Here is a 21,837-nt window from a genome sequence, read left to right as displayed (position 1 = left end):
GCGCGCGCCCCGCTTTCTCTCATCCTTCCCTGACCAGGAAAAAGGTCTCGCACTGTGAAGATTCGCCGCATCCTCGCGACCGCCGTGGCCGCCGCTGTGACCACCCCGGTCGTGTTCCTCTCGGCCGCGCCCGCCTTCGCCGACACGAAGCCGACGCCCGCGTCGACGCAGAAGCCCGCCGCGGGTGACGAAGACCCCGACTTCGACGAGTACGAGAAGCTCATCGCCGCCGTCACCAAGGCGGAGGAGAAGCTGGAGGCCCTCAAGGCCGAGCGCCTGGCGCTCCTCGAGGACCTGCGTGACAAGAAGGTCTCCGAGGCGGTGCAGAAGGAGCTCGACGCCGCGCAGAAGGCCGTCGAGGACGCCAAGACCGCCCAGACCGCCGCCGAGACCGCCCTCACCGCGGCCAAGGACGCCCTCGCCAAGGTGGAGGCCGACCCGGCCGCCACCCCCGAGCAGAAGACCGCCGCGGCCGAGGCCGTCACGGCGGCCGAGGCGAAGGCGGCCGAGGCCGTCACGGCCAAGGCCGCCGCCGACGCGCGCCTCGCGAAGGCCGCCACCGCGCGCGACGACGAGCTCGTCGCGATGTCCACGCGGACCGGGGTCCTCAAGGAGCAGATCGCGGTGGCCGAGAAGGAGCTCGCCGCCGCCGAGAAGGCCCTGGAGGACTTCGAGACCGGTGGCTTCGGCGACTGCGAGGAGGACGGTGCCGTCACCGTCGCGCTCAGCGGCCCGAAGACCGTCACCGCAGGCACGAGCGCCGTCTTCTCGCTGCGCATCACCAACACCACGGACCGGACGCTGGACCAGGTCCAGGCCTACGCCGACGCCGCCGCACTCCCGGACGGCGAGGAGCCGATCGACGAGGACGGCTTCTTCAAGCGGTACATCAGCGTCGAGTGGACCGGCGCCGGCAACCCGCACTGGTCCCCGATCGGCGAGGACTTCGACGCCATCGAGGTCGGCGAGCTCGTCAAGGGCGGTCACGCCGACGTGAAGCTGCGCCTCACGGTCGACGCGAAGACGCCCGTGGGTCCCGGCGTCGCCTTCGCCGTCGGCGCGTACGAGAACAACGACGAGACCTGCGGCATCGGCGAGGACTACGCGCACGCGGAGTTCGACATCCTCGCGGCCAAGACCGACAAGCCGAAGCCCGAGCCGAAGCCGACCCCGTCGGAGACCACCGCGACGCCCACCCCGGCGCCCAGCACCGGTGGCAACAACAACACCACCCAGCAGGGCGGCTCCTCGAACACCCCGGTCAACGGCAGCCTCGCCGCCACCGGTGCGAACGAGAACCTGACCCGGCTCGGCTTCGCGGCCGCCGCGACCGTCGCCCTCGGCGCCGGCGCGATGGTGATCGCCCGCCGCCGCAAGGCCGGCACGCAGGCGTAAGCCGTCGGTACGGGCCCGCACTCCGGCATCCCGGGGTGCGGGCCCGTCCGTGTGCGGCCGGCGGCTCCCGGCCGGGGCTCACCCGGCCGTTCTGGGGATGGTCTTCTCCCACGTCCGGTGGAAGACGACCTCCCCTCCCTCCTTGCACACCACCTCGTTCACCGTGAAGAACGCGTCCGCGTCGCAGGTGATCTCCGAGCGGGTGTCGACCGTGACGTCCCAGGCCAGCTCCGGGCGGTGCAGCCGGATCGTCCACTCCGAGTTCGTGCGGGCGGACAGCGGACCGCTCTCGTCGATCGTGTACGTCTCCACGGCGTCCTCGGTGAACTCCAGGCCGTCCGGGTACACGCGCGTGCCGCCGTACTTCGGGTCGACCGCCAGGGTCCACTCGCCCTTCGCCACGTCCCTGACCACCATCCGCTCGGGGCGCGGTTCCTCCAGGGTGCGCGGGTAGACCACGCCGAGGGGCTCCGACTGCTCCGGCTCCTCCCACGTCACGTGGTCCCGGGTGGCGGCGCGGACCGGCAGGGTCAGCGAGGAGCCCGCCGGGTCGAGCGTGAAGCCCGCCGCGTCCGGCTGCGGCCAGATCCACGGCCAGTACGTGGAGGAGACCGCGAGGCGCACCCGGTGGCCGGGAGCGAAGGCGTGGCCGATGCCGTTCAGCTCGAAGTCGAAGCTCTCCGTCTCGCCGATCTGCGCCTCCACGGCCCGGTCGCGGCCGTAGCGGGCGGAGAAGTTCAGCACGCCCCGGGTGATCAGCGTGGAGGAGCCGTCGGGGGCGATGTCGCAGAGCCGGGCGACGACCTGTCCGGTCGGGGCGGCCGAGCGCAGGGCGAGGCTCACCGACGGCCGGCCGAGGATCTCGACGGGGCCGCCGTCCTCCGGGACGGGGAAGTCGAAGCAGGCCGAGTGGGCGTCCTCGTCGCGCTGGTCGGGCGGCAGGTCGGCGTCGTTGCCGAAGGGGAAGAACCGGCCCGCGTCGAGCCCGGTCTGCTGCGGCGAGTCGACGACGACCGGCACGCCCTGGAAGGCGTACGTCACGGGGGTGACGTGCGGGGAGGGCCAGGCGGGGTCGGTGACCCAGCGCCCGGGCAGCTCGTCGTAGACCGTCGCCGGCAGGTGGGAGTCGCTGATCCAGGAGCGGAGCAGCGGCTCGGCCATCACGTCGTTGTCCGCGTCCTTGAGGTGGTGGTCCCACCAGCGCAGGGTCTCCTGGAGGAAGCCGATCGCGGGGCCGGGCGGCAGGCCCCGGTCCGGGTACTGGTGCGACCAGGGGCCGATGATGCCGCGCACCCGGTCCTGGGGGAGGTGGTGGGCGAGCCGCAGGACGGTGTCCCGGTACGGGTCGTGCCAGCCGCCGACGGCGAGCACGGCGGCCCGGATCGCGCCGTAGTCCTCGCAGACGCTGCCGTGCCGCCAGTACGCGTCCCGGGTCTGGTGGGAGAGCCAGGTGTGCAGGAACGGCTCCACGGCCTCCAGGCGCTTCAGCCACATCGCGCGCCACTCCTCGCCGACGTACCGCGGGTCGGGCGGCCGGCAGACGAAGGCGAGCATGGTGGCGGCCCAGGCGTGCATGTCGACGGCGAGGACGGAGCCGCCCATGTAGTGGACGTCGTTGTCGTAGCGGTCGTCGGTGGAGCAGACGGTGACGACCGCCTTGAGCGGTTCGGGGGCGAGGGCGGCGATCTGGAGCGAGTTGAAGCCGCCCCACGAGATGCCGAACATGCCGACCTTCCCGGTGCACCACGGCTGTTCGGCGAGCCAGTTCACCACGGCGACGCCGTCGGCGAGTTCGACCGGGTCGTACTCGTCGCCGGGCAGGCCCTCGCTGTTGCCGTGGCCGCGGACGTCGACCCGCACGGAGGCGTAGCCGTGGCCCGCGTACCAGGGGTGGCGCTGCCAGTCCCGGGGCGCGGTCCAGTCGGTGAGCCGGTACGGCAGGTACTCCAGGAGCGCCGGTACGGGCTCGTCGGTCAGCGGCCGCCACACGCGCGCGTAGAGCCGGGTTCCGTCCGGCAGCGGGATGCGGAGGTCCTCGTGGCGGGTCTCGTACGGGAACTCGGTACGGATCTTCGGCATCAGGTCACCTCGGGGCGGGCGTGCGGGTCCTCAGTGGACGGGGTGCATGGTGCGGCGCAGCCAGGGCGCCAGGGCGATCACGACGAGGCCGACGACCACGGCCACGGCGCCGTTCACGCCGAAGTAGACGGGTTTGGAGACGTCGTCGTAGAGCTTCACGGTCTGCGCCTGGATGCCGTTGGCGAGGGCGAGCGAGAGGAACCAGAGCGACATGGTCTGGCTGGAGAAGGCCTTGGGGGCGAGCTTGCTGGTGGCGGACATCCCGGAGGTCTCCAGGAGGACGTCGCCGAGGCCCAGCAGCAGGTACGAGCCCACGATCCACCAGGCGGCCATCCGGTAGGTGTCGTCGGCGTGCCCGGAGGTCGGCAGGACCATGAGGAGGAACGACAGGCCGCCGAGGATCACGCCGAAGGCGATCTTGTTGGAGGCGTGCGGCTGCCGGGGGCCCATCCGGGCCCAGACGGCGGCCACCACGGGGGCCAGGGCGACCTCGAAGGCGCCGAGGGCGGAGGCGTACCAGCTGGCCGGGAAGTCGAAGCCGAGGATGGTCGTGCGGGCGTTCGTGGACGCCAGCAGGATCATCGTCGAGTACGCCTGGAAGAGGATGAAGTTGAAGACGACCGACGCCAGGAAGAGCACGACGTACGGCCTGAGGCGGCCGCGCTCCTCCGCGGTGACGCGGGGGCTCGTGAACATCACCCAGAAGTAGACGACGGGCGCGATCACCGAGATCACGGTCAGCACGTCCACGAACCGGTCCATGGTGAGCCAGCCCGTGAGGGCGAGGACGGTGGCGGCGGCGGCCACGACCACGGCCCCGGCGATCATGAGCTTGACCGCCCGGCGCATGGCCTCGGGGGCCAGGGCGAACTCGGCGGAGTGCTTGCGCCCGGCCAGGTGACGGCGGCCCGCCACGTACTGGATCAGGCCCAGCGTCATGCCGAGGGCGGCGGCCGAGAAGCCCCAGTGGTAGCCCTGGTGGTCGGCGAGCCAGCCGGTGATCAGCGGGCCGGCGAAGGCGCCGATGTTGATCGCCATGTAGTAGAGCGCGAAACCGGCGTCCCGGCGGTCGTCGTCCGTCCGGTACAGCTTGCCGACCATGGTGGCCACGTTCGGTTTGAGCAGTCCGGTGCCCGCGCTGATCAGGCCGAGGCCCACCCAGGTCATGGCGGCCGTGGGCACGGCCATCGCGTAGTGGCCGCAGGCGATCAGGATGCCGCCCCAGAGGACGGCGCGGTACGAGCCGAGGATCCGGTCCGCGAGCCAGCCGCCGGCCACGGAGACCAGGTACACGAGGGTGCCGTAGGCCGCGGCGACCGAGGCCGCGGTCCCCGACGCCATGCCGAGACCGCCTTCGGAGACGGCCGCGGCGAAGTAGAGGACGAGGATCGCCTGCATGCCGAGGAAGGAGAACCGCTCCCAGACCTCCAGGCCGGACAGGGTCAGCAGACCCCGCGGCTGCCCGAAGAAGGCGCGGTCGTCCTCCGGCGGCGGCTGCTCGCCGTTCGGATCGGTGTCGATCGTTGTTCGGGACAAAGGGCATACTCCTGGTCGTATGAGCTGTTCACGAACATACCGGGGGTGACGGGAAGGCGCCCACGGTGATCGAAAGGTGACCGGATACGCTGGCTTGAGTGAATCGAGCGACACATCGACAATCCCTGTGATCGTCAGCGTGATCGCCGGCAATCCGTGGGAACGACATCAGCAGGCGTCAGCAGACAGGAGACCCCCTCGTGACCGTCGTCGGGCCGTTCGGTCTTAGCGTGCGGGACCAGGCTCTCGAGGCCGATGTGCAGACCGGGTTGGCGGCTGTGGAGGCGGGCCTCCTCGATGCCACCAAGAGCGATGTCCCCTTCATCACGGAGGCCGCCCAGCACCTCGTCCTGGCCGGCGGCAAGCGGTTCCGCCCCCTGCTCGTGATGCTCTCCGCCCAGTTCGGCGACCCCTACGCGCCCGGTGTCGTGCCCTCCGCCGTCGTCGTCGAACTCACCCACCTGGCGACGCTCTACCACGACGACGTCATGGACGAGGCCGACGTCCGGCGCGGGGTCGACAGCGCGAACACCCGCTGGGGCAACTCCATCGCCGTCCTCACGGGTGACTTCCTCTTCGCCCGCGCCTCGCACACGCTCGCGGACCTCGGCCCCGAGGCCGTACGCATCCAGTCCGAGGCGTTCGAAAGGCTCGTCACCGGCCAGATCCTGGAGACCGCGGGGCCACAGGAGGGCCGCGACCCCGTCGACCACTACCTCGACGTGCTGGCCGGCAAGACCGGCTCCCTCGTCGCCGTCTCCTGCCGCTTCGGCGCCATGATGTCCGGCGCCGACGAGAGCGTCGTCGACATCCTCACCCAGTACGGCGAGCGGCTCGGCGTCGCCTTCCAGCTCGCCGACGACGTCCTCGACATCGCCTCCGACTCCCACGAGTCCGGCAAGACCCCCGGCACGGACCTCCGCGAGGGCATCCCGACCCTCCCCGTGCTGCGCCTGCGGGCCGCGGCCGCCGCCCACGGACGCCCCGAGGACCTGGAGCTCGTCGAGCTCGTCGACGGCGACCTGACGGACGACGCCCGGCACGCCGAGGTCCTGCGCCGGCTGCGCGCCCACCCGGCCCTGGAGCAGGCCCGCCGGGACACCGTGCGGTACGCGGAGGAGGCCCGCGCCATGCTGGCCCCGCTGCCGGACGGATACGCCAAGGCGGCGCTCGCCGAGATGTGCGACGCCGTGGTGCACCGGGCGGGCTGACGGGCCCGGGAGCGCTCCGCGCGCGGCCGGCCGGCCCCCGGGGCCGCGGGGCGGCGGTCTGGTGCGGTCCGCCGTGCGGCGGGCCGTCTCAGGGTCGGGTCATCCCGAAGCAGTACGCCGGGTTGATCCCCCGGGCTGACGTTTCGGCCCCTTCCTTTTGGTGAGATGGAGACATCGACCACGAGGGCCCGCGAGGGCACGGAGGCAGGGGAGACCATGGCAGAGACCCGTAAGGCGAGCCGCTACATCGTCCCGGTCGCGGTGGCAGGGGTCGCCGCGGCGACCATCGGCCTCGTCCCGGCGCTGGCGGCGTCCGGTGACCCCGATCTGCCGGAGATCACCGCCCAGCAGCTCATCGAGAAGATCGCCGCCTCGGACACCCAGACCCTGTCCGGCACCTTCCGGATCTCCACCGACCTGGGCCTGCCCCTGGAGGGCCTCACGTCCGGCCTCGGCGGCCTCGCCGGGGGCGCGGGCGGCGGCTCCGGCAGCGCGTCGGCCGACCCCTCGGAGCGGCTGACCCAGCTGATCTCCGGCAGCCACACCCTGCGGGTGGCGGCGGACGGCCCCGACCGCCAGCGGCTCACGCTGCTCGACGGCTCCGACGAGTACAGCCTGATCCACAACGGCGACGACGTCTGGGCCTACGACAGCGCGTCGAAGGAGGTCTTCCACGAGAAGGCCCCCGCGGACGCCCCGGGCGGTCACGACGGCCCGAAGGACGAAGAGCTCCCCGGCACGCCGAAGCAGTTCGCGGACGAGGTCCTCAAGGCCGCGGGCGACACCACGTCGATCACCGTCGACGGTACGGCGAAGGTGGCCGGCCGCGACGCGTACCAGCTGGTGGTCAAGCCGAAGCAGTCCGGTTCGACGGTCGAGTCGATCAAGATCGCGGTGGACGCCGCGAGCGGCACCCCGCTGAAGTTCACCCTCGCCTCGGTGGAGGGCGGCAAGCCCGTGGTCGACGCGGGCTTCACGAAGATCGACTTCTCGAAGCCGGCCGCCTCCGAGTTCACCTTCAAGGCGCCGGCCGGCGCCAAGGTGACCGAGGGCGGGGCGGAGAAGGAGGCAGGCGGGAAGGACGACCCGTTCGGCGGGTCGCTGCCCGGCGGCCTGGAGGACGCGTTCGGCGGCCTCGGGCCCGGCCTCGGCTCCGGCAAGGGCGGGGTGAACGTCATCGGCGAGGGCTGGACGACGATCGCCAGGATCGACAGCGGTGCGCCGGTGCCCGGGAACGACGAGGCGCCGAAGGAGTTCCAGGGGCTCCTGGACTCCCTCGGCGACAAGGTCACCGGTCCGTTCGGCTCCGGCACCGTCTTCAAGACGAAGATCGTGAACGCGCTCCTCACCGACGACGGCAAGGTCTACGTCGGCGCGGTGACGAAGGACGCGCTGGTGGACGCGGCGAACGCCGGCAAGTAGGCCCTTCGGGGCCCGGGTTGGGACCCCGGGCGGGTCGGGGGCGATGTTCACCGACCCGCCCGGGCGTTCGTGTTCCGCCGGTGCGCGGAGGGGTCACCGCCCCGCCGCGCACCGCTGCGGGGCTACGGGAACGTCAGCTTGAAGCTGTTGATGTAGCCGGTGTCGGCCGCGGCCTTGTCCTGGACGCGGAGCTTCCAGGCCCCGTTGGCGACCTCGGAGGAGGCGTTCACGGTGAAGGTCTGGACGATGTTGTCGGCGCTGCCGCCGGAGCGGTTGGAGAGGCTGTAGGCCGATCCGTCCGGGGCGACGAGGTCGACGACGAGGTCGCCGCGGTAGGTGTGGACGATGTTGACGTCCACCTTGAGGGCGGAGGGGGCGTTGCCCGTGATGCCCGTGACGTTGACCGTGGAGGTCACCGCGGCGCCGTTGTCCGGGATGGACACGTCGGCCGTGTTCTCGAAGACCGTGCCGGGCGGCGTGGTCGTACCGCCGGACAGCGTCCAGATCGCGTGCGCGATCGCGTCGCTGTTGCGGTCGAGCGCGGTGTCGTTGATGTTCGACGTCGTGTCGCAGGACGAGTGGTAGCAGCGGTCGAAGGCCGTGGCCGTGCCGCCCCACTTCTGCACCTGGGCACTGGACTTGACGCGGCTGGCACCCGTGAAGAGGCCGCCGACGGGGACGCCGACGTTCTTGAAGGAGGCGTGGTCGGAGCGGCCGTCGCCCTCCGTCTCGATCTCCGTCGGGACGCCGAGGCCGGCGAAGTAGTTCTTGAAGGTCGTCTCGATCGTCGGGTCGTCGTCGTAGACGAAGTAGCCCGGGTTCGGCGAGCCGATCATGTCGAAGTTGAGGTAGCCGGAGAGCTTGGCGCGCTCCGTGGTCGGCAGCTGCGACACGTAGTACTTCGAGCCGACGAGGCCGAGCTCCTCGGCGCCCCACCAGCCGAAGCGCAGGTGCTTGGTGGGCTGGTAGCCCGAGCGGGCGACGGCGAGGGCGGTCTCCAGCACGGCCGCGGAGCCGGAGCCGTTGTCGTTGATGCCGGGACCCGAGGTCACGGAGTCCAGGTGCGAACCGGCCATCAGGACCTGGTTCGGGTCGCCGCCCGGCCAGTCGGCTATCAGGTTGTAGCCGGTGGATCCGCCGGAGGTGAACTGCTGGACGGTGGTGGTGTATCCGGCGGCGTCCAGCTTGGCCTTCACGAAGTCGATCGACGCCTTGTAGCCGGTGCGGCCGTGGGCGCGGTTGCCGCCGTTGGCGGTGGCGATCGACTGGAGGTCCGTCAAGTGCTGCTTGACGTTGGCCAGCGGGATGTCGGGTGCGGCGGCCGCCGCGGCCGGGTTGGCCGAGGCGGTGGTTCCGGTGAGTCCGGCGAGCGCGAGCGCCGCGACGGCGGCGACCGCGGTGGCCTTGGTGACACGTCTGGGCACGGAGATGTTCATCGTGTGGGGGCTCCGGATTCCGAACGGGGATGGGACGGAACGTGCGAGACGCCTCGGGCTCGGGGGCCACGAGGCGTTGGAGCTGTGCGTGTTCATGTACGCGTGCGAAAGCGTGTGCCGTGTTCAGTTGTGTGAGCACCCGGTTGTCCGGGTGATCGGTTGGTCTGATGTTCTGTTGTGCGTGCTGAATGTTCAGTGAGATGTTGACTCTGGGTCAAGAGCGGAAACCGGTCAGGTGCGTTCGCTCACCGGACACCCCAGTCGGCGACGGTCTGCCGCACCCGGGGATCGGGGTCGTGCTCCAACTCCCCGAGCAGGGAGTCGACTCCGGGAGTCGTCCAGGAGGCCACGGCCTCGACGAGGGCGATCCGCACGGCCGGGTCGGCGTGCCGGGCGAGACGCGCGAGGCGGGCCAGCGGCCCGCGCCGCCGCATCCCGTACCAGTGGAGCGCCTCGCGCAGCGCCGCCGTGTCGCCCCGGGCCTCGGCCGCCTCGACCCGCGCCAGCAGCACCCGGGGAGCGGGCGGCGGTCCGTCGAGCGGATGCGGCCGGCGCTCGCCGAGCCTGCGGGCGCCGTAGCCGCCGCGCTCGCGGCAGCCGAAGCAGAGGCAGGGCGGGGTGCCGTGGGCGCCGGGCCGGTAGCGCCAGCCGTTGACCTGGCGCACCGGGCGGATGTGCCGGACCTCGCCGCGGTCGACGGAGCGCGGCAGGAAGACCTCCCAGCCCCGGGGGTCGGCGGCCCGGGAGACCCGCCGCACGGCTTCGGCGGCCGTCACCCGCGGGGGCTCCCGGTCGCTGTACCGCCCGACGGTCACCGCCTCGTCGTCGGGCAGCCGCACGTGGACGGCGACGAGCCCGCGCGGCCCGGGGCGGCGGGACAGCTCGCGCAGCCACTGGTGGGTCAGGGTGTACGAGGGGAGCACGGGGAAGAGGAACACCCCGCGCCACTCGGCGTGCCCGGCGGCCTTGAGCCCGGCACGGCGGATGCGGGCGGAGTGGGCGGCGGGGGTGAGGTGCACGAAGGTCGCCATGGGCATGATCGTAGGAGGGCCGGTGGGCGGCCCACGACCGACTTTCCTCCCGGTGGGCGCGGTGGGCGCGGTGGGTACGGCGGATGCGGTGGGCGCGGCGGCCCGGGCCGCCGGGACGGGGGTTCGAGGGCCCGCCCCGCCCGTCGGCCGCCGCGGTCCGTGTACGGCCCCGTCGCCCGTCGGCCGCCGCGGTCCGTGTACGGCCCCGTCGCCCGTCAGACGACCCGGGCGCCGCACCGACCGCCCGCCCGCCCGCCGTCCCGGGGCCGCGCACCGCTCTGCCCTGCCCGTCGACCGCCCGGCGGTCCGGCGCCGCCCCGCCCGTCGACCAAGATCATCCGGCGTGCAGAATGACCCGTATGCCTCACTCGAACCTTCCGAAGACGGCCGTGACCGACGACGCCCCGATGATCGGCGGCGTCCTGGCGAGGGCCTTCGGCGACGATCCGATGATGCGCTGGTTCTTCCCCGACGAGGCCTCGCGCGAGGCCGGGCTCGCGCGGTACTTCACCACCCTCTTCACCCGCCAGTACGGTCCGCACGGAGTCTGCGAGCGCACCGACTCCGCAGCCGCGTTCTGGGTGTCGCCCGAGGGACAGGACAAGGCCGTCCCCGACGCCGACACCGTGCGGGAGCTCCAGGAGATCCTCGGCGACCGTGCCGGCCTCTTCCGCGAGGCCGTCGAGGCCGCGGCCGCGCACACCCCTCCGGAGCCCCACTGGTACCTCGCCGTCATCGGCGCCGACCCGGCCGCCCGCGGCCGGGGGCACGGCTCCGCGCTGCTGCGTTCCGGTCTCGCCCGGGCCGACGCGGCCGGCCTGCCCGTCTACCTGGAGTCCTCCAAGCCGGACAACCTCCCCGTCTACGAGCACTTCGGCTTCGTCGTCCTCGGCGAGGCCTCCCTCCCCGGCGGCGGCCCCACCCTCTGGCCCATGCGGCGCGCACCCCGCGACCCGTCCGGGGGCTGACAGCTCCCGGGGAGGCGCGAACGGGCGGCGGCCGCGGGCCGCTCAGGCGCGCAGGTGGTCCAGCAGGCCCGCGGGCTCCGGGTACGGCGGCTCGTGCGGGAGCAGGTTCCGGGCCGCCGGCAGGTCGCCGGCGCGGACCAGGTCACGGACCCGGTGCGCGAGCGGGGTCACGTCCCGTACGGACACCGTCCACTCGTCCGCGTACCGGCGGGACGCCTCGCCCGACAGGCCGAGCTGGAGCGAGCGGTGGGGGAGCGCCCGGAGGTGCGGATCGCGCTCCGGGTCCCACTGGACGCGCGCCGGCGCCTGCCTCAACCGGCTCCGCCACGCCTCGTGGTCGGGGTGGAGCCCCCGCTCGTAGTGGGACAGACAGGCGTTCCGCAGGGCCCATTCGAAGCCCTCGCGGGTGATCTCCACGGCGAGGACGGTCTCCTGGCCCTCCTTGGCGCCCCAGCCCGAGCGGTACATCATCCACAGGAACGAGGGCTTGATCCAGGTCATCCGGTCCCGTTTCCAGGCGGCCGGAAATCGCCCCTCGCGGGCCGTGGGCAGGCCGATCGCGGGCGGGTACGCCTGGTAGACGGTGACGGTGCGGTCGGTGTGGAGGGCGCGGACGCGGTGCATCGGCTCGTCGGTGGCCGACCTCGGTTCTTCCATGGGCCCAGGATGGGACACGGGCCGGGGGAGGGCCACCGGTTTCCCGGCGGCCCGTCGTGCCCGTGCCGTTCAGGCCACCGGCGCCGCCTCCCGCGCGTCGTACTCCTCCCGCGCCGCCGCGATCTCGTTCTGGTGCTGCTCGGTCCAGGTGACGAGGGAGCGGATGGTGGTGTGCAAGGTGCCGCCCAGGGGCGTCAGTTCGTACTCGACCCGGGGCGGGACGACCGGGTGGACCGTGCGCTTGACCAGGCCGTCCCGCTCCAGCTGACGCAGGGTCACGGTCAGCATGCGCTGGCTGACTCCGTCGATCTCGCGCTTGAGCTCCGTGAAGCGCAGCACCCGCCGGTCGAGCAGGGCGATGACGAGGAGGGACCACTTGTCGGCCACCCGGTCGAGGATCTGCCGTACCTCGCAGTCCTCCCGGGTGTCCCACTGGAACGGGTCCGGGTCCCCGTCGTCTCCATAGGTTCCCGCGCAGTGACTCGGTGACTTCGAAGTGCCTTCTTCCATGGCACCAGATGGTCCCGCAGGATGCAGGTGGTTACAAGAGGGAACCGACCCCCACGTCGGTAACCGGCCGGATCCACGTGCCTGTCGAGCCCTTCCCGCGTCCCCGATCCCTGCCCTGGAGGCAGCCGTGTCCATCCGTGCCTGGAGTCTGCTCCTCGTCCTCTGCGGGACGATCTTCCTCGAAGGCATCGACGTCGCCATGCTGGCCGTCGCCGTCCCCACCATCCGTGCCGACCTGGGTCTCGGCACCGGCACCGCCGCCTGGGTCATGTCCGCCTACGTCCTCGGCTACGCCGGCTTCACCCTGCTCGGCGGGCGCGCCGCCGACCTCCTCGGACGGCGCCGGATGTTCCTCGGCTGGCTCGCCGTCTTCCTGGTCTTCTCCGGCCTCGGCGGCCTCGCCGAGGAGGGCTGGACCCTGATCGTCGCCCGCTTCGTGACCGGCGTCGCCGCCGCGTTCATGACCCCGGCGGCCCTGTCGATCATCACCACCTCGTACGCGGAGGGCCCGCAGCGCAACCAGGCCCTGCTGGTCTTCGCCGGCACCGCCGCGGGCGGCTTCTCCCTCGGGCTCGTGATCGGCGGACTGCTCACCCAGCTCGGCTGGCGCTGGGTGTTCTTCGCCCCGGTCCTGCTGGCCGCCGCCATCCTGGCGGCCGCGCTCCGGCTCGTCCCGAAGGAGCCCCGCCCCGCCCCGGCGAAGGGCGGCTTCGACCTCGGCGGCGCGCTCACCGCCGCCGGGGCCATGCTCCTCCTCGCGTACGGCGTCGTCCGCCTGGAGCACGGCTTCGAGGGGTGGCAGGTCACCGCCGCCGCGGTCGCCGCCGGACTCGTCCTCGCCGGAGCCTTCGTCGCCGTCGAGCGCCGGACCGCCCGCCCGCTCGTCCGGCTCGGGATCCTCCGCAAGGCCTCGCTGATCCGCGCGGACCTCGGCGCCCTGCTCTTCGTCGGCTCCTTCTTCGGCTTCCAGTTCATGGCCACGCTCTACCTCCAGGAGCTGCGCGGCTGGTCGTCCCTCCAGACGGCGCTCGCCCTCCTGGTGATGGGGATCGACGCGGTCCTCGCGCCGACGCTGACCCCGCGCCTGGTGGCCCGGTTCGGCAACGCGAAGGTGATCCTCGGCGGCTTCGTCCTCGCCGTCGGTTCGTACGCGCTGTTCCTGCCGGTCGGCCCGGACTGGTCGTACGCGGCGATGTTCCCGACGCTCCTCCTGACCGGGCTCGCCTTCGCCCTCGCCTATGGTCCGCTCACCATCGCCGGCACGGAGGGGATCGCGGAGGAGGAGCAGGGGCTCGCGAGCGGGCTCCTCACCACGGCGACGCAGTTCGGCTCGGCGGTCGGCATCGCGGCGGTGACGGCGGTGTACGGGATCTCCGGCGGCGGTCTCGACGGCTTCCGGGCGGCGCTGGTCGTCCCGCTGGCGATGGTGGCGCTCGGCGCGGTGGTCACCGCGACGGGGCTGCGCGCCCGCCCGGCCGGCCCGGTGGAGCCGGCCGCGGACCGGCCGGATCCCGCCACCAGGGTCACGGTCTGAGGGCTCCCGGCGGGCCCTCCTCCGCCCGGCCGACGCCCGGCCCCCGCCTCCCGGAGACGTCCTCCGGGAGACCGGGGCCCTCGGTCGCCCGGAGGCCCTGTACCGCCGTGCGACCCGCCGTCACGGAGCCTGGCGGGCCGGTGCGGAGGCCGTGCCCCCGGCCGCCGTGCCCCCGGCGCGCGCGTTCCCGGCGGTCGTGTCCCCGGCGGGCGCGCCCCCGACGGACGCGTCCCCGGCGGGCGCGCCCGCGGTCTCCCCCGCGGCCTCGGCGGCCGCCGCCTCCGCGATCGCCCTCGCGGCCTCCATCGCCGCCCTGCTCCGGCGGGCCGTGCGCAGGGCGTCCCAGGTGAGGAGGGTCAGTGCCAGCCACACCAGGGAGAAGCCCGCCCAGCGCTCCGGCGGCATCTCCTCGTGGAAGTAGAGGACCCCGAGCAGGAACTGGAGGGTCGGCGCCAGGTACTGGAGGAGGCCGAGCGTGGAGAGCGGTACGCGGATGGCGGCCGCCCCGAAGCAGACGAGCGGCACCGCGGTGACGATGCCGGTGGCGGCGAGCAGGGCGGTGTGGCCCGCGCCGTGCGAGCCGAAGGCGAGGGTGCCCTGGGTGCCGAGCCAGACGAGGTAGCCGAAGGCCGGCAGGAACTGGACGGCGGTCTCCGCGGCGAGCGACTCCAGGCCGCCGAGGTTGACCTTCTTCTTCACCAGGCCGTACACGGCGAAGGAGAAGGCGAGGATCAGGGAGATCCAGGGCGGCTGCCCGTATCCGATCGCCAGGACCAGGACGGCCGCGAAGCCGATGCCGACCGCCGCCCACTGCGCGGGGCGCAGCCGCTCCTGGAGGACCAGGACGCCGAGGGCGATGGTGACGAGCGGGTTGATGAAGTAGCCGAGGGAGGCCTCGACGACGTGGCCCGTGTTGACCGACCAGATGTAGAGGGCCCAGTTCACGGTGATCACGGCGGCGGCGACCGTGATCAGGCCGAGCCTGCGCGGGCTGCGGACGAGTTCGCCGATCCAGCCCCAGCGGCGCACCGCGAGGAGCGCGACGCCGATGAAGACCAGGGACCAGACCATCCGGTGGGCGAGGATCTCGACCGATCCGGCGGGCTTGAGGAGCGGCCAGAAGAGCGGGACCAGCCCCCACATGCCGTAGGCGCCGATCCCGTAGAGCAGTCCTGCTCTTTCCTCGTTCTCCGTCTTCACCGGACCTCCCGCCCTGTGCCGCGCTGTCCTGTCGAAGGTAGCGCCGCACGGGGCGGGTTGTCATGCCCGTACCGCAATACGGTCATGACGGGGTGGAGGCGGGGTTCAGGAGGCGTCCAGGGCCGCGGCGATCGTCACGGCGATCGGGGTGGTCGGGCGGCCGATCAGGCGGGCCAGGTCCCCGGTGCGCAGGGCGAGCGCGCCGTGCTCGGCCGCCCGGTCGACGTCGACCAGGATCTCGGCGAAGGGGGCCGGGACGCCCGCTCCGGTGAGGATCGCGAGGTGCGCCTCGGCGGGCACGGCGCGGTAGACGATCTCGCGGCCGGTCCGGGCGGAGACCTCGGCCGCGTACTCCGCGAGGGACCAGGCGGTGTCGCCGCTCAGCTCGTACGCCCGGCCCAGGTGCTCCTCGGCGGGGCCGGTGAGGACCGCGGCAGCGGCGGCGGCGTAGTCGGCGCGGGCGGCGGAGGCGATCCGGCCCTCGCCGGCGTTGGCGACGACGGCGCCGTGGGCGAGGACGGGGGCGAGGTTCTCGGTGTAGTTCTCGGTGTACCAGCCGTTGCGGAGGAAGGTGTACGGCACTCCGGAGTCGCGGATCAGCCGCTCGGTGGCCTTGTGCTCGGCGGCCAGGTCGAAGTCGGCCCCGTCGCCGCCGAGGACGCCGGTGTACGCGAGCTGGGCCACGCCCGCCGCCTTGGCGGCGTCGACCACGGCGGTGTGCTGGGCGACGCGCTGCCCGACCTCGCTGCCCGAGATCAGCAGCACCCGGTCGCCGGCCGCGAAGGCCCCGGCGAGGGTCTCCGGCCTGCTGTAGTCGGCGATGCGCAGCTCGACGCCGCGCTCGGCGAGGTCGGCGGCCTTCTCCTTGTCGCGGACGACGGCGGCGACGGAGCCGGCGGCGACGGCGGGGTCGGCGAGGAGGGCGTCGATGACGAGGCGGCCGAGCCGGCCGGTGGCTCCGGTGACGACGATGCTCATGGCGGGTCCTTCTTCGGTGGGGTGCGGTGGGCGATGCACTCACCGTACGTCCGGCGCTAACCTTTCGAAAGTACCCACTTTGAAGTAAGGTACTGGCATGGGAGTAAGTGAAGCACCGGAGATCCGCAGTCTGCCGGCCGACGCCGACGGCGCCATGTGCCCCTCGCGGCTCGTCCTGGAACACGTCACCAGCCGCTGGGGGGTCCTGATCCTCATCGCGCTGGGCGAGCGCTCGTACCGCTTCAGCGAGCTGCGCCGCAGGGTCGGCGGGGTCAGCGAGAAGATGCTCACGCAGACCCTCCAGACCCTGGAGCGGGACGGCTTCGTCCACCGCGACGCCAAGCCCGTCATCCCGCCCCGCGTCGACTACAGCCTCACCGCCCTCGGCGAGGAGGCCGCCGGCCGGGTCCGGGAGCTGGCCCGCTGGACCGAGCGCCGGGTCCCGGAGGTCGAGGCGGCCCGCCTCCGCTACGACGCGGCTCGTCGCGAGAGCGCCACAAACAGGTCCCAATGATGTTGTAGACAGCGCGAGTTGTCGGTCCCGGGCCGTACGATCTGCTCACCGTTCGTGGGGGAATCCGTGAGGGACCGTGGGGGATCTGTGTCGTACGGAGACCGAAGACTGTGGCGTGCCTGCTGTGTCGTACTGGTGGGCGGACTGATGGCGGCCGGCTGTAGCAGCGGCGGGAAACCCGACGGCAAGCGAGGCGGGGCCGGCACGGCGGCGGCCCCGACCAAGGCCCCGACCACCGCACCCACCCCCTCGCCCACCCCGACCGCACTCGACTTCACCCCCGACCCGAAGCGGGCGCCGAAGACCGAGGCGGAGGCCCGGCGCCTCGCCCTGGCCGTCGTCGCCGGGCCCGACGCGTGGGCCCCGGGCTATGTCGAGCGCACCCCGCACCTCAGCGACCCGGACTACTGGCCCGTCCTCGGCGCCACCTGCTCCTGGGAGACCGGCCCCCGGCCCGCCGACGTCCTCGCCAGCGTCACGGCCTACAGCGAACTGCCCGCCGTCGACGGCAAGGGCGTCCTGCGGGTCGCCGCCACCGTCACCGTCCACCGCACCGCGTCCGACGCCGACTGGGAGATGGCCTCGACTCTCGAAGAGGCGCTGCGCTGCCCCGACCAGAAGCTGCGCGACGGCGAACGGATCACCGGACTCATGTCCCTCGGCAACCCCTTCGGAGTCGGGGGCAACGCCACCGCCGACGACTCCCTCCGCGAAGGCGGCTCCTACCTCGACGACGCGGTGAACGGGGAGCAGTTCTACAGCTGGTACCAGTCCCGGATCGGACAGGTCACCGTCGCCACCGCCGTCAAGGGCGCCCCCGGATACAGCGAGTTGAACGACGGAGGGACCACCGGCACGAGCCAGGCACAGGTCCGCGCACTCGTCACGATGCTCGATCGCGTCAAGGACGAACTGGAGGTCCAGTCGTGAGCCCCACCGCCCCGCGGCCCCGGCCCGAGCCCGGCGCCCTCCAGCCGCTGCTGCCCTCCGACCCGTCCGCCCTCGCCGGCTACCGGCTCCTCGGCCGCCTCGGCGCCGGCGGCATGGGCGTCGTCTACCTCGGCCGCACCGCCGCGGGCGAGCTCGCCGCCGTCAAGGTCACCCACGCCGACCAGGCCGACCAGCCCGACTTCCGGGCCCGCTTCCGCCGCGAGGTCGAGGCCGCCCGCCGGGTCTCCAGCCCCTGGGCCGTGCCCGTCACCGGCGCCGACCCCGACGCCCCCGAACCGTGGATGGCCACCGCCTTCGTCGCCGGACCCTCCCTCGGCGAGGCCGTCACCGCACACGGCCCGCTGCCCGAGCACAGCGTCCGCCACCTCGGCTGGGCCGTCGCCCGCGCCCTCGCCGCCGTGCACGCGGCCGGACTCGTCCACCGCGACGTCAAGCCGGGCAACGTCCTGCTCGCCGTCGACGGACCCCGGCTCATCGACTTCGGCATCGCCCGCGCCACCGGCGAGACCGCCCTCACCGCCACCGACATGGTCGTCGGCACCCCCGGCTTCCTCGCACCCGAGCAGGCCGAGGCCCGCGTCGACGCCATCGGACCGCCCGCCGACGTCTTCGCCCTCGGCTGCCTCCTCGCGTACGCGGCGACCGCCCGCCCGCCCTTCGGCACCGGCGCCGTGGACGCCCTCATGTACCGGACCGTCCACGACGAACCCGACCTCGCCGGCGTCCCCGACGGGCTGCTCGACCTCGTCCGGGCCTGTCTGGCCAAGGACCCGGCGGACCGCCCCACCGCCGCCGCGATCGGCGTCCGGCTCGTCGAGGACAGCCCCGGTGACGGCGCCGCCTGGCTGCCCGCCCCGGTCGTCCGGACCATCGCCGAACGCTCCGCGCGGATGCTCGCCCTGCCCGAGATCGACGTCACCGAGACGGGCGGCGGCACCGCCCCGGCCACCCCCGGGAAGAGCCGGCGCGGCTTCCTGCTGCTCGCCTCGGGCGCCGCGGTCCTGGCCGTCGGCGGCGGCGCGGCCGCCGTCTGGGCGGGGCGCGGCGAGGACGGCACCGACGGCAAGGGTGCCGGCGGGAAGACCGTCCCGCCCCGCCCGGCCTGGAGCATCGGCGTCCTCGCCGACCTGTCCGGCGCGGCCGAGGACATCGGCCGCGCCCAGGAGCGCGGCGCGCGCCTGGCCGTGGAGCAGTTCAACGCCCGCAAGGACAAGCCCTTCACGCTCGGCCTGAAGGTCGTCGACGACCGGGGCGACGCGGGCCGCGCCCTGGAGAGCGCCAAGGCGCTCACCACCGACCCGGGCGTCCTCGCCGTCCTCGGTCCCACCACCGACGCCGTCGCCCAGGCCGTCATCCCCGCGTTCGAGGAGGCCGGGATCCCGCTGATCACGGTCTCGGCCGGCTACAACCTGCTCACCCTGCGGGCGGGCGGCGCCCGGAACGAGACGGTGCTGCGGGCCATCCCGAACCACATCAGCGCGGGCACCTACCTCTCCTTCGCGGTCACGCAGCTGCCCGGCATCCGGCGCCCCGGAGTCCTGGAGGACCGCACGGAGGACCAGTACAGCTGGCAGTACACCGGCGGCGCGCGCTTCGGCTTCGGGCAGGCCGGCATCGTCCCGCACTTCCGCGTCGTCCCGGCCCGCGCCGACGCCGCCGCGTACCGCAGGGTGCTCGGCGAGATGGTCGACGCCGGCATCGACGCCTACGTCCACTGCGGGATCACCGAGACCGCCGTCCACGCCGCCCGCGCGCTCGCCGAACTCGGTTTCACCGGTCCGCGGTTCACCGGCCAGGCCGTCTTCGGCCAGGAGTTCCTCCGCCGGGCCGGGACCGCCGCCGACGGCTGGTTCGTGTGCGCGCCGGTCGTCGACCCCACCGCGGAGAAGACGGCCGCGCCCTTCGTCGCCGCCCACCGCAAGCGGTTCGGGACGCCCCCCGCGTACTACGCGGGCGAGTCGTACGACGTCGTCACCATGACGGTCAAGGAGCTCGCGGCCCGGGCGAAGGCGTCCGGCAAGCCGGCCCGCAAGGGCCTGTGGGCGGCGCTGCGCAAGCAGAAGTACACCGGGGTGATGGGCGGTTACCACTTCAACGAGTTCGGCGACCTGGGGATCGGCGGCACCTTCGTCTACGGGGTGCAGAACGGCGCCTACAAGCCGATCGGCGCCGCGCCCCTGCTGCCCGCGAAGCCGAAGAACGACACGAAGGCCTGACCCGTGCAGCCGCTCCGCAAGGCCGACCCGTCGACGCTCGCCGGCTACCGCCTCCTCGGGCGGCTCGGCGCCGGCGGCATGGGCGTGGTCTACCTCGCCCGTACCGCCGGCGGGGCGCTCGCCGCGCTCAAGCTCATCCGCGCCGAGCACGCCGCCGATCCCGGCTTCCGCGAGCGGTTCCGCCGCGAGGCGCGGGCCGCCGAGCGGATCACCGGCCGGTGGGTCGTCCGGGTCCTCGGGGCCGACCCGGAGGCCCGGGAGCCGTGGCTGGCCACCGAGTACGTGCCCGGACCCTCGCTCGCCGAGGCGGTCGCGCTGCACGGCGCCCTGCCCGAGGCGACGGTACGCGCCCTGGGGGCCCGGCTGGCGTCCGCGCTCGCCGACATGCACGGGGCCGGACTCGTCCACCGGGACGTCAAGCCGGGCAACGTCCTGCTCGCCCTCGACGGGCCCCGGCTCATCGACTTCGGCATCGCCCGGTCCGCCGGGGCGACCGCCCTGACGGCCACCGACGCGATGATCGGCACCCCCGGCTTCCTCGCCCCGGAGCAGGCGAGGGCCGCGGGCGCCGCCGAGGTCGGCCCCGCCAGTGACGTCTTCTCGCTGGGCTGCGTCCTCGCGTACACGCTGACCGGGGAACGGCCCTTCGGCACGGGCGGGGTGGCGGCCGTGGTCTACCGCACCGTCCACGAGGCGCCCGCGCTCGACGGGGTGCCCGCCGCACTGCTTCCGCTGGTCGCCGCCTGCCTCGCCAAGGACCCGGCGGACCGGCCCGCGGCGGCCGAGGTGCGGGCCGCGCTGGGCGGGGCGGACGGTCCGGCCGGCGACTGGCTGCCGCCCGGCCTGCCCGCGCTCATCGCCCAGCGCTCCGCACAGGTCCTCGACCTGCCCGTCGCCGAGCCGACCGTGGCGGCGGCCCCGGAGCCCCGGGGGCCGTCGCGCCGCCGTGTCCTGGTGGCGGGCTCGGCCGCCGCCGTGGCGGGGGCCGGCGGGCTGACCGCCTGGCTGCTGAGCCGCGGACCGGGCGGGACGGGGGCGGGTACGGGCGGCACGGGCGGCGCCCCGCTCGACACGTACACGATCGGCGTCCTCACGGATCTCAGCGGCCCCAGCAGGACGGACGGACGGGGGCAGGAGCGCGGGATCCGGCTGGCCGTGGAGGAGTTCAACGCCCGCCCCGACCGGCCCTTCGACGTGCGCCTGCGGGTCGAGGACGACGGCGGCGAGCCGGACCGGGCCAGGGCCGCGGCGCTCGCCCTGGCGCAGGTCCCCGGTCTCGTCGGGGTCCTGGGGCCGACGCTCACGCCGACCGCCGTCGCGGCGGGCGACGAACTGACCGCGCGCGGGGTCCCGCTGGCGAGCGTGGTCGCCGACGTCCCGGCGGGTCAGATGAAGGGCCAGGAGACCCGGACCACCTACTTCCAGCCGCGCAGCGTCCACGACCTGATGACGGTGCCCTTCAGCCGCTACCTGACCGAGCACGGCGCGATGCGGACCGCCGTGGTCGAGGACCGGGACGCGGGCGAGTACAGCTGGTTCGCCGCCAGGAACCTGAGGCAGTACCCGCCGTCGGGGGACCAGGGCGGGACCGTGACCGTGCACGGGGTCGAGGCGGACGACGAGGACTTCGGCCCCGCCGTGCGCGCCGCGCTCGCGACCGACCCGCAGGGCGTGACGTACGTGGGGTCGTCGCCGCGCCGGGCCGCGCTGTGCGCCAGGGCGCTGCGCGACCAGGGGTACCGGGGGCCCCGCGGCAGCGTCGAGCACGTGCTCCGGCCGGAGTTCCTCACCACCGCCGGAGCGGCCGCCGAGGGCTGGTACTTCGGTACGGGCTACGCCGATCCCGACGGGCTCCCGAAGGCGAAGCGGTTCGCCGCCGCGTACCGGAAGCGCTGGGGACTCGCGGGGACGGCCCCCGTCGACCGGTTCGCCACGGAGGCCTACGACCTCGCTCACTGGGTGTTCCAGGCGACGCGCGCGGCGGCCGCCAACAACGCCGGGTCGGTGACCTCGGGCGTCCGGAACGGTCTGGCGCAGACGCCGTACCGGGGACTCGTGAAGACGTACTCGGCCCAGGCGAACAAGGACACGCCGACCGCGCTCCTCGGGCTCTTCCTGTGGCAGGTGAAGGGCGGGGTGCCCCGCTTCCTCGGCTCGTTCGACGAGGCGGCGCGCAAGGGCACGTGAGAGGGGCCCGGT

Annotated in this window: 17 protein-coding genes; 9 read left to right on the top strand and 8 right to left on the bottom strand. The window is 73.6% G+C overall.

Features of this window, described 5'->3' with window-relative positions; genetic code table 11:
* Nucleotides 1–54: 54 nt before the first annotated feature.
* Nucleotides 55–1,395, top strand: a complete 1,341-nt coding sequence (locus ACY0MR_RS15720; protein WP_361855141.1) for a peptidase — start codon at nucleotides 55–57, stop codon at nucleotides 1,393–1,395.
* Between the two features lie 78 nt (nucleotides 1,396–1,473).
* Here ACY0MR_RS15720 and ACY0MR_RS15715 read toward each other — a convergent pair whose 3' ends face one another.
* Both ACY0MR_RS15715 and ACY0MR_RS15710 read right to left on the bottom strand, forming a co-directional pair.
* The gene (locus ACY0MR_RS15715; protein ID WP_361855138.1) at nucleotides 1,474–3,474 is read right to left on the bottom strand and encodes a CocE/NonD family hydrolase; all 2,001 of its coding nucleotides are present in this window, start codon (nucleotides 3,472–3,474) and stop codon (nucleotides 1,474–1,476) included.
* 30 nt (nucleotides 3,475–3,504) lie between these two features.
* Nucleotides 3,505–5,010 carry a peptide MFS transporter gene (locus ACY0MR_RS15710; protein WP_361855135.1) on the bottom strand — a complete coding sequence of 502 codons (1,506 nt, stop codon included), beginning with the start codon at nucleotides 5,008–5,010 and terminating at the stop codon, nucleotides 3,505–3,507.
* 200 nt (nucleotides 5,011–5,210) lie between these two features.
* Here ACY0MR_RS15710 and ACY0MR_RS15705 point away from each other — a divergent pair, with 200 nt between their 5' ends.
* Entirely contained in the window at nucleotides 5,211–6,221 is a 1,011-nt protein-coding gene (locus ACY0MR_RS15705) for a polyprenyl synthetase family protein (RefSeq protein WP_388792624.1), read from the top strand.
* Nucleotides 6,222–6,437: 216 nt separating this feature from the next.
* Nucleotides 6,438–7,643, top strand: coding sequence for a LolA family protein (locus tag ACY0MR_RS15700; RefSeq protein ID WP_473561240.1), 1,206 nt, complete (start codon nucleotides 6,438–6,440; stop codon nucleotides 7,641–7,643).
* Nucleotides 7,644–7,765: 122 nt separating this feature from the next.
* On the opposite strand, the gene ACY0MR_RS15695 is transcribed toward ACY0MR_RS15700, so the two are convergent.
* Together ACY0MR_RS15695 and ACY0MR_RS15690 are read right to left on the bottom strand one after the other, a co-directional pair.
* Entirely contained in the window at nucleotides 7,766–9,079 is a 1,314-nt protein-coding gene (locus ACY0MR_RS15695) for a M28 family metallopeptidase (protein ID WP_361862970.1), read from the bottom strand.
* Nucleotides 9,080–9,324: 245 nt separating this feature from the next.
* Nucleotides 9,325–10,110 (bottom strand): HEAT repeat domain-containing protein, encoded by a 786-nt coding sequence (locus tag ACY0MR_RS15690; RefSeq protein ID WP_404079477.1) that lies wholly within the window; start codon nucleotides 10,108–10,110, stop codon nucleotides 9,325–9,327.
* A gap of 350 nt (nucleotides 10,111–10,460) precedes the next feature.
* Between ACY0MR_RS15690 and ACY0MR_RS15685 the strand changes: the two genes are divergently transcribed.
* Nucleotides 10,461–11,078 (top strand): GNAT family N-acetyltransferase, encoded by a 618-nt coding sequence (locus ACY0MR_RS15685; RefSeq protein WP_388792630.1) that lies wholly within the window; start codon nucleotides 10,461–10,463, stop codon nucleotides 11,076–11,078.
* Nucleotides 11,079–11,120: 42 nt separating this feature from the next.
* Here ACY0MR_RS15685 and ACY0MR_RS15680 read toward each other — a convergent pair whose 3' ends face one another.
* Both ACY0MR_RS15680 and ACY0MR_RS15675 read right to left on the bottom strand, forming a co-directional pair.
* Complete coding sequence (locus ACY0MR_RS15680) at nucleotides 11,121–11,735, bottom strand: DUF4291 domain-containing protein (protein ID WP_388792632.1); 615 nt, start codon at nucleotides 11,733–11,735, stop codon at nucleotides 11,121–11,123.
* Between the two features lie 69 nt (nucleotides 11,736–11,804).
* Complete coding sequence (locus tag ACY0MR_RS15675) at nucleotides 11,805–12,245, bottom strand: winged helix-turn-helix transcriptional regulator (protein ID WP_388792634.1); 441 nt, start codon at nucleotides 12,243–12,245, stop codon at nucleotides 11,805–11,807.
* A 127-nt stretch (nucleotides 12,246–12,372) separates the two neighbouring features.
* On the opposite strand from ACY0MR_RS15675, the gene ACY0MR_RS15670 reads away from it, so the two are divergent.
* Nucleotides 12,373–13,779, top strand: a complete 1,407-nt coding sequence (locus ACY0MR_RS15670; protein WP_473561237.1) for an MFS transporter — start codon at nucleotides 12,373–12,375, stop codon at nucleotides 13,777–13,779.
* A 120-nt stretch (nucleotides 13,780–13,899) separates the two neighbouring features.
* On the opposite strand, the gene rarD is transcribed toward ACY0MR_RS15670, so the two are convergent.
* Nucleotides 13,900–14,979, bottom strand: coding sequence for an EamA family transporter RarD (rarD, locus tag ACY0MR_RS15665; RefSeq protein WP_473561235.1), 1,080 nt, complete (start codon nucleotides 14,977–14,979; stop codon nucleotides 13,900–13,902).
* A 105-nt stretch (nucleotides 14,980–15,084) separates the two neighbouring features.
* A complete protein-coding gene (locus ACY0MR_RS15660) occupies nucleotides 15,085–15,957 on the bottom strand; it encodes an SDR family oxidoreductase (protein WP_388792640.1) in 873 nt (290 codons plus the stop codon).
* Nucleotides 15,958–16,054: 97 nt separating this feature from the next.
* Here ACY0MR_RS15660 and ACY0MR_RS15655 point away from each other — a divergent pair, with 97 nt between their 5' ends.
* The 4 genes from ACY0MR_RS15655 to ACY0MR_RS15640 all read left to right on the top strand — a co-directional run bounded on the left by ACY0MR_RS15655 (nucleotide 16,055) and on the right by ACY0MR_RS15640 (nucleotide 21,825).
* Complete coding sequence (locus ACY0MR_RS15655; protein ID WP_388792642.1) at nucleotides 16,055–16,471, top strand: winged helix-turn-helix transcriptional regulator; 417 nt, start codon at nucleotides 16,055–16,057, stop codon at nucleotides 16,469–16,471.
* Nucleotides 16,472–16,618: 147 nt separating this feature from the next.
* Nucleotides 16,619–17,401: a hypothetical protein gene (locus tag ACY0MR_RS15650; protein WP_473561232.1), complete on the top strand. Its 783-nt coding sequence runs from the start codon at nucleotides 16,619–16,621 to the stop codon at nucleotides 17,399–17,401.
* The gene (locus tag ACY0MR_RS15645; protein WP_392861809.1) at nucleotides 17,398–19,638 is read left to right on the top strand and encodes a bifunctional serine/threonine-protein kinase/ABC transporter substrate-binding protein; all 2,241 of its coding nucleotides are present in this window, start codon (nucleotides 17,398–17,400) and stop codon (nucleotides 19,636–19,638) included. The genes ACY0MR_RS15650 and ACY0MR_RS15645 overlap by 4 nt, the downstream gene beginning before the upstream one ends.
* Nucleotides 19,639–19,641: 3 nt before the next feature.
* Nucleotides 19,642–21,825: a bifunctional serine/threonine-protein kinase/ABC transporter substrate-binding protein gene (locus ACY0MR_RS15640; protein WP_473561230.1), complete on the top strand. Its 2,184-nt coding sequence runs from the start codon at nucleotides 19,642–19,644 to the stop codon at nucleotides 21,823–21,825.
* The last annotated feature ends 12 nt before the right edge of the window (nucleotides 21,826–21,837 follow it).

This window comes from Streptomyces sp. JN8, assembly GCF_055808075.1.
The sequence above is the reverse complement of the archived record's forward strand: the minus strand, read 5'-3'. Positions and strand labels throughout refer to the sequence as shown.